Raw genomic sequence first — 14,246 nt, forward strand, 5'->3', positions numbered from 1 at the left:
TCCTCAATTGTGCCGGGTGGTACGGACGGGCTCGGTGGCCGCGCCGGGCGGTCAGGCCTTGACCGAGCCGCTCAGCAGATCCAGCGACCAGTAGCGCTGGATCACCAGGAAGAGCCCGATCAGCGGGAGGACCGCCAGCAGGCAGCCGGTGATGACCAGAGTGTAGAGCGCGGGCTGGGAGGCACCCTGGGAGAGCAGGGTGTACAGCCCGAGCGTGAGCGGGAACTTCGTGTCGTCGGCCAGCATCACGTACGGGAGCAGGAAGTTGTTCCAGATTCCGACGAACTGGAAGAGGAAGACCGTGATCAGGCCGGGCATCATCATCGGCACGGCGATGCGGGAGAAGATCCGCCATTCGCTCGCCCCGTCCATGCGGGCGGCCTCCAGGAGCTCGCCGGGGACGGCGGCCGACGCGTAGATCCTCACCAGATAGACGCCGTACGGCGAGAGGATCGACGGCAGCAGCATCGACCAGTACGAGTCGGCCAGGCCCATCTTGGAGAGCAGCAGGTACTGAGGGACGGTCAGGACGATGCCGGGCACCAGCACGCCCGCGAGGATCGTCTTGAACACGAACTCCCGCCCGCGGAAGGCGAACCGGCCCAGCGCATAGCCGCCCGCGGCCGAAACCGCGGCCGAGAGCAGGGCCCCCAGGCCGGCGTAGAAGGCGGAGTTCGCCATCCACTGCCAGTAGATGCCGTCGCGGTACGCGGTCAGGTCGCTCAGGTTGTCGAGGAAACCGCTGCCGGGGGCGAAGGTGAACGTGCTGAACAGCTCGTCCCGGCTCTTCGTCGCAGCCATGACCACCCAGATCACAGGGATCAGGCAGTACAGGGCCCCGAGCGCCAGGACGATCGTGGGAATCCAGGCGGTGCGCCGGGGGCCGCGGGAGGTCCGGTCCCCGGGCGTGCTGCTGAGGGTGAGGGCGGTCATGCCTGGTCCTCCCGGGTGAAGCGGTCGGAGACGCGCAGGAGAGTGAAGGAGAGCGCGAAGGTGGCCAGTGCGAGGACGACCGCGGTGGCGGAGGCCCCGTACATGTCGGCCTTGCCGAACGCGCTGTCGTAGATGGCCATCAGGGGGCTCCAGGTGTTGGGGACGCCGTTGGTCAGGGGCTGGAGCGTCTTGGGTTCGCTGAACACCTGGAGGGTGGCGATCACCGAGAAGAAGAAGGTGAGGACCAGGGAGGGCAGCACCATCGGGATCTTGATGCGCAGGGCGATCTGGAGGCTGGAGGCGCCGTCGAGACGGGCGGCCTCGTAGACCTCCTGGGGGATCGCGCGCAGCGCCGTGTAGATCACGATCATGTTGAAGCCCGTGCCGCCCCACACCGCGATGTTGGCGAAGGAGAAGTACAGGTTGGTTCCGTCGAACAGGTCCGGCGCCGTCACGCCGAACTTGTCGAGGACGTACACGAACGGGCTGACGGCGGGCAGGTAGAGGAAGCCCCACAGCAGTGCGGCGATGACGCCGGGCACCGCGTACGGCAGGAAGATCATGAGCCGGGAGAAGGGGCCGCCGCGGACCTTCTCGGTGTCGAGCATCAGCGCGAAGACCAGGGCGAGGCCGAGCATGGTCGGGATGACGATCATGCCGTAGCCCAGAGCGCGCAGGACGCTGTGGCCGAATTCGGAGTTGTGGAGCACGGCGGTGTAGTTGGACAGCCCGCTCCAGACCTCGGAGCGGCTTCCGGAACCGAGGCCGAGGCCCTTGACCTGGACCTTGTGGAGGCTGAGCCAGATCGCGTATCCGATGGGCACGATCGTGAAGACGGCGAACAGGACCAGCGTCGGCACCAGGAAGAAGTAGGGCGCGGTACGGCCGGGGCGGCGGACGCGGCGGGGCGCGGCGGGCCCGGCCGCCCGGGGCGCGACCCGCGTACGGGTCGCGCCCCGGGACGGAGCGGTGGTCATGCCGCGGTCACCTCGAAGCCCTGCTTCTTCATGTCGGCGAAGGACTTGTCCTGCATGGCGTCGACCGCGGTGAGGAACTGCGCGCTCTTCCTCGCCTTGGTGGCCTTGCCGAAGCCGTCGTTGAAGGCGCCGTAGGCGGTCTGTACGTTCGGGCCCCAGGCGGACGCGGCGGTCGTCGCCGAGATCTCGGCGGCCGTGTCGTAGAAGTCCTCCTGGTTCGGGAAGAACGCGGGAGTGCTGAGTACGTCGCCGGACTGGCCCTTCGTGGCCGCCGGGTAGATGCCGGCCTCCTTGACCAGGGCGGCCAGCGCCTCCGGGTCGGTGTTCAGCCAGCGCGCGAACTTGGCCGCGGCCTCCGTGTGGTCGGAGTCGGTGGAGACTCCGGTGGAGGAGCCGCCCCAGCTGCCGGTGGCCTTGGCGCCCGTGCCCCACTGCGGCAGCGGTGCCATGCGCCACTTGCCCTTGGTGTCGGGGGCCGAGCTGACCAGGACGCCGGGCGCCCACACGGCGGAGATCCAGGCGAGGTGGGTGCCCGTGTTCAGTGCCTTGTTCCACGCAGGGGTGTACATCGGCTGGTTGTCCATGACGCCCTCCTCGACCAGTCCGCCCCAGAACTCGGCGACCTTCTTGGTGGCGGTGTCGTCGATGCCGACCGTCCACTTGCCGCCGTCGACCGTCCACCACTGGGCGCCGGCCTGCTGGGCGAGGCCCGCGAACAGGCCCGGGTCGTTGGAGGAGAAGGTGGTCAGGTAGGCGTCGGGGACGGCCTTCCTGGCGGCGCGGGCGGTCTCGGCGAACTCGTCCCAGGTCGCGGGGACCTTCAGGCCGTGCTCCTTGAACAGGTCCTCGCGGTAGTAGAACATCAGCGGCCCGGAGTCCTGCGGGATCGCGTAGAGCGCGTCGGTCCCGAGTGTGGTCATGGCCCACGTGCCCTCGGCGAACTCCGACTCGGCGTCCTTGGCGTACTTGGAGATGTCGGCGAGGACGTCGTTGGAGACCAGCGTCGGCAGGGCCTGGTACTCGACCTGGATCAGGTCGGGGGCGTTGCCCGCCTTCTTGGCGGTGATCAGCTTGGAGACGATCTCGCCGCCGCCGGCCTGCTTGGAGACAGTGACCGTGATGTCGGGGTTCTTCTTGTTCCAGATGGCCGCGACCTTCTCCATGCCCGGGGCCCAGGACCAGTAGGTCAGCTTGACCGGGCCGCTGGTCTTGCCGGAGCCGCCGTCGGAGCCGCCGCAGGCGGCGAGGGTGCTGGTCAGTCCGAGGCTCATGGCCCCGGCGAGCATCGTCCGCCTGCTGATCTGGCGACGGTGGATCGACATCTTCTTCTCCCCTGACTGAGAACGAGCCGGCCTCGGAATGTCCCGCGAGCGCGGCAACCGACGTGGGGGACGGGGCTGCGGGCAGGTGACCGATGGGCTGTGCGCGAGGGCCGCGCGGCTCTGTGATCGTGCACAGTAGAAAATTGTTTCGGTCTCTTGTCAATGGATGAAACCTGGGGTTACCTACTCGTTGCTCGGGTGTGTCTCTCACGAAGAAGCCTGTGCACGCTCACAGAATCGCTGCATCACCTCGTCTAATTTGCTGGGAGTCAACGCATGTCCCCCTCCGCTCGACGCGCTCTTTCGCCACTCGCCTACGGGGGTGACTACAACCCCGAGCAGTGGCCACGGGAGGTGTGGGAGGAAGACATGCGACTGATGCGGGAGGCCGGTGTCACCCTCGTCTCCCTCGGCATCTTCAGCTGGGCCCGGATCGAGCCGCGGCCCGGCACCTACGACTGGGAGTGGCTCGACACGATCGTCGGCATGCTCCATGACGCCGGGATCCGGATCGACCTGGCCACCCCGACGGTGGTGCCGCCCGCCTGGTTCTACCGGGCCCACCCCGAGGCACTGCCGGTCACCCGCGACGGCGCCCGCCTCGCCTTCGGTTCACGCGGCGCCATCTGCCACTCCAACGCCGACTACCGGGCCGCGGCCGCACAGATCACCACCAGGATCGCCGAGCGCTACGGCGACCACCCCGCCGTCGCCCTGTGGCACGTCCACAACGAGTACGGCGCCCCCGTCCTGACCTGCTACTGCGACAACTGCGCCGCCGCCTTCCGTACCTGGCTGCAGGGCCGCCACGGAAGTCTCGACGCACTCAACGAGGCCTGGGGCACCACCTTCTGGGGCCAGCTCTACGGCGACTGGGACGAGATCACCCCGCCCCGCACCACCCCCACCGTCTGCAACCCCGCGCAGCAGCTGGACTTCCAGCGCTTCGCCGACGCCCAGGCCCGCGCCAACTTCTGTGCCGAGCGCGACATCCTGCACCGCCTGTCACCCGGAGTGCCCGTCACCACCAACTTCATGGTCGCGCCCAGCCAGTGCGAGGGCGTCGACTACTGGGCCTGGGGCGCGGAGGTGGACCTGGTGTCCAACGACCACTACCTGGTCACCGACGGGCGCCGCACCCACGTCAACCTGGCCCTCACCGCGGACCTGACCCGTTCCGTCGCGGGCGGTGCCCCCTGGCTGATACTCGAGCACTCCACCTCGGGCGTCAGCTGGCAGCAGCACAACCCGGCCAAGGCACCCGGCGAGATGGCCCGCAACTCCCTCGGCCACGTCGCCCGGGGCTCCGAGGGCGCCATGTTCTTCCAGTGGCGGCAGTCCCGCAGCGGTGCGGAGAAGTTCCACTCGGCGATGCTGCCGCACGGCGGCACCGGAACCCGCGTCTGGCGGGAGGTGGCCGACCTGGGCCGACGCGTCGGGGATCTGGCCGGCCTGCGCACCACCCGGACCCGCGCGGACGTGGCCATGGTCTGGTCCTGGGAGTCGTGGTGGGCGCAGAAACTGGAGTGGCGCCCCAGCCAGGACCTGGACGCCCGGGAACGCCTCGACGCCTTCTACGAGGCGCTGTACGACCGGAACCTCACCGTCGACTTCTTCCCGCCCAGCGGACTGGGTGACCTGGACCCCGAGCGCTACCCGCTGCTCGTCGTCCCCCAGTTGTACGCGGCACCCGCCGGTATCGCCGCCGATCTGGAGCGGTACGTCTCACGCGGCGGCACCCTGCTGGTCTCCTTCTTCTCCGGCATCGTCGACGAGAACGACACCGTGCACCCCGGCCCCGTCCCGGGGGCGCTGCGCGACGTACTGGGCCTGACCGTCGAGGAGTTCGACGCACTGCTGCCGGGCGAGAAGCTCACCGTCACCGCCGGTCCGGACACGACGTTCGAGGCGGATCTCTGGTCCGAGTTCGTCGTCCCGAACGTCCCGGACGGCTGTGAGACCGTCGCCACGTTCGCCGACGGCCGCGCCGCCGGACACCCCGCCCTCACCCGTCACGCGCTCGGCGACGGTGCCGCCTGGTACCTGGCCACCCGGCTGACGGGCGCGGACCTGGCGGCCGTGGTGGACCTGGCCGTCTCCGATGCGGGCATCACCCCGGCCGGACTGCCCCACGACGTCGAACTCGTCGTACGCGAAGGCGAGTCGGGCACGTTCCGCTTCGCCATCAACCACACGGATGCCGAGGTCAAGGTGGTCCTGCCGGACGGGACCTGTGCCGCCGTGGCCGCCGGCGCGGTCGAAATCCTCCGCGACCCGCGCTGAGGACCGGGCCCCGCCCTCCTCTCCCCGCTTTCCGTTCTCCGTCATCTCATCAGAGCCCGATTCACTGTGAAGGGACCTCGAAATGCGCAGACGCAGCGTTCTCGCCGCTGGAGCAGCCGGCGCCGCCGCGATGGCCGTACCCGCCCTGGGTGCCGCCCCCGCCTTCGCGGCCGGTTCTCCGGGACCGGCGCACCGCCGCCGCCTGGAGATCCGTGGCCTGGACATCTCCTCGCTGCCCAAGAACGAGGATCTCGGCGCCGTCTACCGCCGTGCCGACGGCCGCCGCGCCGACCTGGTCGACATCCTCGCCGACGCGGGCATCACCCACGCCCGGCTGAAGGTCTGGGTAAACCCGGCCGACGGCTACAACAACAAGGCGAGGATTCTCCCGCTGGCCCGCCGTCTGAAGCGTGCGGGCATCGCGATCTGGGCCGACTTCCACTACTCCGACACCTGGGCCGACCCCGCGCACCAGCCCAAGCCCGCCGCCTGGACCGGACTGGACGCGGCCGGCCTCACCCGTGCCGTCTACGAGCACACCGCCGACGTCCTCGGCGCGCTCAAGCGGCAGGGCACCCCCGCGGACCTGGTGCAGATCGGCAACGAGATCAACGGCGGCATGCTCTGGCCGGAGGGCGACTGGGAGCACTGGGACAACCTCGCCGCCTTCCTCAAGGCGGGTCTGCGCGCAGCGAAGGACACCACGCCGCGCATCCGTACGATCCTGCACCTGGCCAACGGCGGCGACAACGGCCTGTACCGGTGGTGGTTCGACAACGCCGTCTCGCGCGGCGTCGACTTCGACATCATCGGCCTCTCGTACTACCCGTTCTGGCACGGCCCGTTGGAGGGTGCCGCCGCGAACATGGCCGACATCACCGCCCGTTACGGAAAGCCCTGCCTGATCGCCGAGACCGGTTACCCGTTCACGCTGGACAGCGAGGACGCGACCAACGACATCATGAACAGCCCCGCGCAGCTCACCGACGGCTACCCCGCCACGCCGGAGGGCCAGGCCGCCTGGATGCGCGCCGTCGCCGACCTCGCGGCCGCGGTCCCCGGCAAGCAGGGCCTCGGCTACTGCTACTGGGAAGGGGCCTGGACCTACCGCGCGGGCAGCGGCTGGAACGAACAGGACCCGGCGTCGGGCAACGCGTGGGAGAACCTCGCCCTGTTCGGCTTCGATGACCGGGAACTGCCCGCCCTGAAGGCCCTGGGGCGCTACCGCGGCTGACCCGGCCCGGCTGTCCTGCCGGCCCGGCCGGACCGACAGGACAGCCGGTCTCTTCGGCCGTCCCCCGGGACGCCCGCCGGGACCCCCGCACCACCTCGTCCGAACTCTGGACCCCGCGCCCCGAGCCCTGCCCCCGAGCTCTGCCCCCGTACCTCCGCACCCCGCACCCCCGTACCGGAAGGAACCCCATGCGTCGTCGCGCTCTGCTCAAGGCCGCCGTTGCCACCGTGGCCGCCCCTGCCGTTCTCAGTGCCCTCGCGACCCCGGCCTCCGCCGCCACCGCCCTGTCGGTCCGCGGCATCGACATCTCGTCCCTGCCCAAGTCCGAGGCGCTGGGCGGGGTCTACTACTCGTCGAGCGGGACCCGGACCGACGCCGTGGCGCTCATGGCCACCGCCGGCGTCAGCCACGCCCGCCTCAAGGTCTGGGTCAACCCGGCCGACGGGTACAACAACAAGGCGAAGATCCTCCCGCTGGCCCTCAGGCTGAAGGCCAAGGGCATCAAGCTGCTCGTCGACTTCCACTACTCCGACACCTGGTGCGACCCGGCCAACCAGGCGAAGCCGGCCGCCTGGTCGTCGTACTCCGTCGCGCAGCTGTCCACGGCCGTCTACAACCACACCGCCGACGTCCTCGGTGCCCTTGTCGCCCAGGGCACCCCCGCGGACCTGGTGCAGATCGGCAACGAGATCAACGGCGGCATGCTCTGGCCGACCGGCGACTGGAACAGCCTGGACAACCTGGCCACGTTCCTCAAGTCCGGCATCAGCGCCGCCCGCGCCACCACCTCCGGCGTCCGCACGGTCCTGCACCTGTCCAACGGCGGCGACCAGAGCCTGTACCAGTGGTTCTTCGACGCCATGAAGGCACGGGGCGTGGCCTGGGACGTCATCGGCCTGTCCTTCTACCCGTACTGGCACGGCACCCTCGCCGAGCTCTCCGCCAACCTGGCGTTCGTCACCGCCCGGTACGGCACCCCCGCCCTTGTCGCCGAGACCGCCTACCCCTGGACCCTCACCGGCAAGGACGGCTTCGCCAACCTGGTCAGCACCTCCAGCCAGCTCACCTCCGGCTATCCGGCCTCGTCCGCCGGTCAGGACGCCTGGGTCAGGGCGGTCGCCGACACCGTCGCGGCCACCCCGAACGGCATGGGTCTCGGCTACGTCTACTGGGAGGGCTTCTGGACGGCCGTCACCGGCAACGGCTGGGACCCGACCGACTCGTCCTCCGGCAACAACTGGGAGAACCAGGCCCTGATCGACTACAGCAACAAGGCCCTGCCCGCGCTGACCTCGATCGGCTCCTACCGAGCCTGAGCACCCGGAGGGCGCCTCCCGCACGAGGCGCCCTCCCTCGCCCTCACCATGCGGCCCACCCGGCCCACCCGCCAAGGAAGTTCATGTCCTTCTCCTACGTCGAAGACTTCGCCCCGGGCACCGGCACGCTCCCGCCGCGCGCCCGCTACGCCGCATCGGACGCGGACCGCCTCTCGCTGAACGGTGAATGGCGGTTCCGGCTCTCGCCCACGGCGGACTCCGAGGACGAGTCGTTCGCCGTACCCGGCCACGGGGCCGAGGACTGGGCGCGGATCACGGTCCCGGGCCACTGGGTCCTCCAGGGCGAGAACGGCGCGTACGGTCTGCCCGCCTACACCAACCACCTCTACCCGTTCCCGGTGGACCCGCCGCGGGTGCCCACCGAGAACCCGACCGGCGACCACCTGCACACCTTCGACCTGCCGGAGAGCTGGCCGCAGGACGGGGACGCGGTGCTCCGCTTCGACGGCGTGGAGTCGTGTGCTCGCGTCTGGCTCAACGGCGTACTCCTCGGCGACTTCAAGGGCAGCCGGCTGCCGCACGAGTTCGCGGCAGGGCACCTGCTGAAACCGGCCGGGAACGTGCTGGCCGTCCGCGTCCACCAGTGGTCGTCCGGCTCGTACCTGGAGGACCAGGACCAGTGGTGGCTGCCGGGCATCTTCCGGGACGTGACGCTGCTGCACCGTCCGCCGGGCGCGATCGGGGACTTCTTCGTGCACGCCTCGTACGACCACACGGCCGGAACCGGGACGCTGCGGGTGGACAGCGGTGTCGCGGGGCGGGTGACGGTGCCGGAGCTCGGCATCGACGTGGCGACGGGTGAGTCCGTGACCGTGTCCGTCGCGCCGTGGACGGCCGAGACGCCCCGGCTGTACGACGGTGTCCTGGCCGCCCCCGGCGAACGGGTCCCGCTGCGCGTCGGATTCCGTACGGTGGCGGTCGAGGACGGGCTGATCAAGGTCAACGGGCGCGCCGTCCTCCTCCGGGGCGTCAACCGGCACGAGTGGCATGCGCGGACGGGCCGCACCCTCGACCCGGAGACGATGTGCGAGGACGTGACGCTGATGAAGCGCCACAACATCAACGCCGTCCGTGCCTCCCACTACCCGCCGCACCCCGACTTCCTCGACCTGTGCGACGAGCACGGTCTGTGGGTGATCGACGAGTGCGACCTGGAGACCCACGGCTTCGTCGAGCAGGACTGGCGCGACAACCCCGTCGACGACGACCGCTGGACCCCCGCTCTGCTGGACCGGGCCGCCCGCATGGTCGAGCGCGACAAGAACCACCCCTCGGTGATCATCTGGTCGCTCGGCAACGAGGCCGGCACCGGCCGCGGCCTGACCGCCATGGCCGAGCAGATCCGCGACCGCGACCCGGACCGCCCGATCCACTACGAGGGCGACCCGAGCTGCCGCGACACGGACCTGTACTCCCGGATGTACGCCACCCAGGAAGAGGTCGAGCGCATCGGGCGCGGCCTGGACGGCGGCACGGACAAACGCCGCGGGCTTCCCTTCATCCTGTGCGAGTACGCGCACGCCATGGGCAACGGGCCGGGCGGACTGGCCGACTACCAGCGGCTGTTCGAGGCATACCCCCGTAACCAGGGCGGCTTCGTCTGGGAGTGGATCGACCACGGCCTGCGGCACGAGACGTACGGCTACGCCTACGGCGGCGACTACGGCGAGGAACTGCACGACGGGAACTTCGTCTGCGACGGGCTGCTCTTCCCCGACCGCACCCCGTCCCCCGGCCTGGCCGAGTTCAAGGCGGTGATCGCCCCGGTCCGGATCGGGCCCCCCGCCGAGGGACACGACTCCGTACGGATCTCCAACCTCTACGACTTCCGCGACCTTTCGCACCTGGCCTTCGAGTGGTCCTACCTGGTCGACGGGGAGACGACGGCCGGCGGCCCGCTCCCGGTACCGGCGCTCGCCCCGGGCGCGAGCGCCGACGTGCCCCTCCCGCCGCGGCCCGCGCCGGGCACCGCGGCAGGCGAGCAGATCTGGACCGTGCGGGCCCTGGAGGACGGCCATGAGGTGGCGTCCGGCCAGGTGACGGCCGTGGCTCGCGGCCCGCTGCCGCCCGTGCACGGCGCCCGCCCGCGGCGGGAGACCAGCCGGATCACGCTCGGCCCGGCCACGTTCGACGCCCGCACCGGTGGCCTGCTCACGATCGGGGGAATCGAGCTGCGATCCGGCCCCCGCCTGGACGTGTGGCGCGCCCCGACGGACAACGACAACGGCGCGGACTGGCAGCCCCGCCTCCAGTACGGGCTGCACTGGCGCAAGCTGGGCCTGCACCGGATGCACCACCGTCTGGATGCGGTGGAGGTGACGGACGAGGCGCTGACCGTACGCACCAGGGTCGCTCCGGCCGCCCGTGATCTCGGCCTGGCCACGGTCCACCGGTGGACCTCGGACGGTGACCGGCTCCGCCTGACGGTGCACGTCACCCCCGAGGGCGACTGGAAGGTGCCGCTGCCCCGGCTCGGGGTACGCCTCGGCCTGCCCGGCTCGGCGCACGCGGTGCGCTGGTACGGCGGCGGCCCCGGCGAGGCGTACCCGGACAGCCGGGCGGCGTCCCGGCTCGCGCGCCGGGACAGCGACGTGGACGCGTTGCAGACGACGTACGTCCGGCCGCAGGAGAACGGCGCCCGTGCCGACGTGCGCTGGGCGGAGATCGGTGGCCTGCGGGTCGAGGGCGAGCCGGAGTTCTGGTTCTCCGCGCGCCGCTGGACCAGCGAGCAGCTGGACGCGGCCCGGCACCTCAGCGACCTGGTGCCGGGCGACACGGTGTGGGTCCACCTGGACCACGGCCTGACGGGCGTCGGATCGCAGGCCTGCGGCCCCGGCCCGCTGCCGCAGGACCTGTTGCGGGCGGAACCGGCACAGTTCTCCTTCACGTTCCGGGAGTTGTGAACACGGGTCCGGGCGGTCGGAGGTGAGGGCGGGCACCGCAGGCGGCGATAAATGGTCTGTACCTATTGACGAGTTGGTCCAGACCAATTAGTTTCCCCTGTGCTCCATGGCACCAAGTGCACTTGCTCCCCCCGAGGACCGCCTCACCGGTCCCAGTCCCCAGGGAGAACCATGTTCGAGCACATGCCCCTCAGACGGAGAACGGCGACCGCACTGCTCGCCGTTCTCGCCCTCCTCCTCGCGCTGCTGTCCCTCCAGACGGGCCCCGCGCACGCGGCGGGCAAGCTGACGGCGACCTTCACCTCGGCCGACAACGGCCCGTGGTGGAAGGGGACCTACGTCCTGCGCAACGACACCGACACGGCCGTCACCGGCTGGAGCCTTGAATTCGACCTGCCCGCCGGGGTCGCGATCAGCTCCTCGTACAACGGCACCGTCACCACCCAGGGCAGCCACCTCACCGCGGTCAACGCCCACTACAACGGCACGGTCGCCGCACACAGCACCACCGAGCCGTACAGCTTCTGGTTCGTCGCCACCGGCCCGATCACGGCGCCGACCGGCTGCCGGATCAACGGCGACAAGTGCGACGGCTCCGCGGATGCCCCGCCCGGCGCGCCCGGCGGGCTGAAGCGGACGGACGTCACCGCCCGCACCGTCTCACTGTCCTGGACGGCCGCCGCCGCGGGGGACTTCCCCGTCGCCTCGTACGACATCCTGGCCGGCGGCAAGGCCGTCGGCTCGGCCACCGCGACGACCTCCGCCACCGTCACCGGCCTCGCCCCCGGCACCGCCTACTCCTTCACCGTCCGGGCCAAGGACACCCGGGGCAACACCTCCGCCGAGAGCGCCCCGCTGGCCGTCACCACCGTCGACCCGGCCAGCGACACCTCCCCGCCGACGGCCCCGGGCGCCCTGCACGCCACCGCGACCGACTCCTCGTCCGTCACGCTGGCCTGGACCGCCGCGACGGACAACCAGCGGGTCGCCGCGTACGACCTCTACCGCGGCTCCGCCCTGGCCACCACGGTCTCCGGCACCACGACCACCGCCACCGTCGGCGGCCTGTCGCCCTCGACCTCGTACACCTTCACGGTCAAGGCCCGTGACGCGGCCGACAACGCCTCGCCCGCGAGCAACACCCTCACGGTGAAGACCGACGACATCGTCGGCGCGGGCAACTACGCGAAGGTCGGCTACTTCGTCCAGTGGGGGATCTACGGCCGCCAGTACTTCGTCAAGAACCTCCATGACTCCGGCGCCGCCGGGAAGCTAGACATCGTCAACTACGCCTTCGCCAACATCGACCCCAACAACCTCACCTGCCTGAACGGCGTCACCAAGGGCACCACGGCCGACCCGCAGGACCCCGAGCAGGGCACCGGTGCCGGTGACGCGGACGCCGACTACACCCGCCCGTTCAGCGCCGCCCAGTCCGTGGACGGGGTCGCGGACGACGGCTGGGGCAAACTGCGCGGCAACTTCAACCAGTTGAAGAAGCTGAAGAAGCTCCACCCGGGCCTCAAGATCGTGGTCTCGCTCGGCGGCTGGACCTACTCGAAGTACTTCTCCGACGTCGCCGCCACCGATGCCGCGCGCAAGAAGTTCGTCTCCTCCTGCATCGACATGTACATCAAGGGCAACCTGCCCGAGTACGGCGGCGCCGGCGGCCCCGGCACCGCGGCAGGCATCTTCGACGGCTTCGACATCGACTGGGAGTGGCCGGGCACCGGCACCGGACACCCCGGCAACCACTACTCCCCGAACGACAAGAACAACCTCACCCTGCTGCTCGCCGAGTTCCGCAAGCAGTTGGACGCGCTCGGCGGCGGCCACCGCCTCCTCACCGCCTTCACCCCTGCCGACCCGCAGAAGATCGGTGAGGGCTGGGACCTGGGCAGGGTCTTCGACTCCCTCGACGTCGCCAACGTCCAGGGCTACGACTTCCACGGCTCGGGCAGCGACAACTCCTGGGAACCGAACCGCACCGGCCACCAGGCCAACCTCTACACGGACGCGCAGGACCCGTACGACTTCCACTTCAGTGCGGACGCCGCCATCAAGGCGTACACGGACGCGGGCGTCGAACCCCGCAAGCTGACCCTCGGCATCCCGTTCTACGGCCGCGGCTGGCAGAGCGTCACCGACGGCGGAGCGGCCGGCGAATGGCAGCCGGCGGGAGGCGCCGCGCCGGGCCAGTTCGCCGAGGAGGCCGGCACCCGGGGCTACTCCAACCTCATCGGCGCGTACCCGACGATGACGGTCCACCACGACGAACAGTCCGTATCGACTTACGGATATACCGGCAACCAGTGGTGGTCGTTCGACGACACCTGGTCCATCGGCAGGAAGACCGCCTATGTGAAGGACAAGGGTCTGCTTGGCGTCATGGTCTGGGAGATGTCGGGGGACACCCCGCAGGGCACGCTGATGGGTGCGCTCGACACCGGGCTCAAGTAGTGCCACCGGTAACGGGCCGGCCGGCCCGCGGAGTTCCGGCGGACTCCGTGGTCCGGTCACGCGCGAGCGTCCGCCGGGCTCCGGCGTCCGCTCGCGCACACCGTCACAGGATGATGCGGTCCCGCACCCATCGCAGACAGTCCTCGTCCGCGACGGGCAGCTCCTCGCCCGCCGGCCAGGGGTGCACGGTCAGGACCAGGTGGGTCAGATAGCCGTAGGGGCCGCCGTCCTCGCGCGGGGCGAGCACGACGCCGTGCTCGCCCATGCGCCATATACGGCACTGCAGATGGGGCCCCAGACTGAGCCATCCGTCGGAGCGCAGCGTCCGCAGGGGTGGACCGAGCTCGGCGGCGAGGACATCCGCCGCCCGGTCGAGCACGGCGTCGCACTCCGCTTCGGAGGGTGTATCGAGAAGGACCCAGCCCGGAAGTCCGGCCCAGTCCTCGACGAGCTCGACGAGCGAGTCGTGGCCGTATTCGTCGGGATCCGGGGGATTGACGGGATACGCCTCACCGAACGTCAGGACCAGCGTGCACTCCGCGTCGCCCAACGGGGTGCCCTCGTACCACAGGACGTGATGGTGCCTGGTGAGGACCGCGTCGCAGACGAGATCGGTGTACGCCCAGCCGAGTTCCCTCTCGCTGTACTCGTCGAACTCCTCCTCGGGGACGGCCTGCATGGCGGGCATCGCCAGCAACTCCTGTACCACGGTGCTGGAGAGCGGCGAGTGGGCCAGAGAATGCACGGGCATGGGGCGCGGTGCTCCCTTGGGTCGATGCGTGACGGGGCGGGGGCCG

Annotated in this window: 9 protein-coding genes; 5 read left to right on the forward strand and 4 right to left on the reverse strand. The window is 70.4% G+C overall.

What is annotated here, in order from left to right; genetic code table 11:
- Positions 1–51: 51 nt before the first annotated feature.
- Genes ACIOEW_RS06400 through ACIOEW_RS06410 form a run of 3 tightly spaced genes read right to left on the reverse strand, consistent with a single transcriptional unit; the run spans position 52 to position 3,232 of the window.
- Positions 52–933 (reverse strand): carbohydrate ABC transporter permease, encoded by an 882-nt coding sequence (locus ACIOEW_RS06400; protein ID WP_350997810.1) that lies wholly within the window; start codon positions 931–933, stop codon positions 52–54.
- Positions 930–1,910: a sugar ABC transporter permease gene (locus ACIOEW_RS06405; protein ID WP_350997807.1), complete on the reverse strand. Its 981-nt coding sequence runs from the start codon at positions 1,908–1,910 to the stop codon at positions 930–932. The genes ACIOEW_RS06400 and ACIOEW_RS06405 overlap by 4 nt, the downstream gene beginning before the upstream one ends.
- Positions 1,907–3,232: an ABC transporter substrate-binding protein gene (locus ACIOEW_RS06410; protein ID WP_401961843.1), complete on the reverse strand. Its 1,326-nt coding sequence runs from the start codon at positions 3,230–3,232 to the stop codon at positions 1,907–1,909. The genes ACIOEW_RS06405 and ACIOEW_RS06410 overlap by 4 nt, the downstream gene beginning before the upstream one ends.
- Positions 3,233–3,508: 276 nt before the next feature.
- Between ACIOEW_RS06410 and ACIOEW_RS06415 the strand changes: the two genes are divergently transcribed.
- The 5 genes from ACIOEW_RS06415 to ACIOEW_RS06435 all read left to right on the forward strand — a co-directional run bounded on the left by ACIOEW_RS06415 (position 3,509) and on the right by ACIOEW_RS06435 (position 13,449).
- Positions 3,509–5,515, forward strand: coding sequence for a beta-galactosidase (locus ACIOEW_RS06415; RefSeq protein WP_401961845.1), 2,007 nt, complete (start codon positions 3,509–3,511; stop codon positions 5,513–5,515).
- 82 nt (positions 5,516–5,597) lie between these two features.
- Positions 5,598–6,749: an arabinogalactan endo-beta-1,4-galactanase gene (locus ACIOEW_RS06420; protein ID WP_401961847.1), complete on the forward strand. Its 1,152-nt coding sequence runs from the start codon at positions 5,598–5,600 to the stop codon at positions 6,747–6,749.
- A 188-nt stretch (positions 6,750–6,937) separates the two neighbouring features.
- Complete coding sequence (locus ACIOEW_RS06425) at positions 6,938–8,065, forward strand: glycosyl hydrolase 53 family protein (protein ID WP_362549062.1); 1,128 nt, start codon at positions 6,938–6,940, stop codon at positions 8,063–8,065.
- 83 nt (positions 8,066–8,148) lie between these two features.
- The gene (locus ACIOEW_RS06430; protein WP_401961850.1) at positions 8,149–10,989 is read left to right on the forward strand and encodes a glycoside hydrolase family 2 TIM barrel-domain containing protein; all 2,841 of its coding nucleotides are present in this window, start codon (positions 8,149–8,151) and stop codon (positions 10,987–10,989) included.
- 171 nt (positions 10,990–11,160) lie between these two features.
- Entirely contained in the window at positions 11,161–13,449 is a 2,289-nt protein-coding gene (locus ACIOEW_RS06435) for a glycosyl hydrolase family 18 protein (protein ID WP_401961852.1), read from the forward strand.
- A 103-nt stretch (positions 13,450–13,552) separates the two neighbouring features.
- On the opposite strand, the gene ACIOEW_RS06440 is transcribed toward ACIOEW_RS06435, so the two are convergent.
- Positions 13,553–14,200, reverse strand: coding sequence for a hypothetical protein (locus tag ACIOEW_RS06440; protein WP_401961853.1), 648 nt, complete (start codon positions 14,198–14,200; stop codon positions 13,553–13,555).
- Positions 14,201–14,246: the final 46 nt, after the last annotated feature.

Origin of the sequence: Streptomyces sp. NPDC087901 (assembly GCF_044742205.1) — a bacterium.
GTDB lineage: Bacteria > Actinomycetota > Actinomycetes > Streptomycetales > Streptomycetaceae > Streptomyces.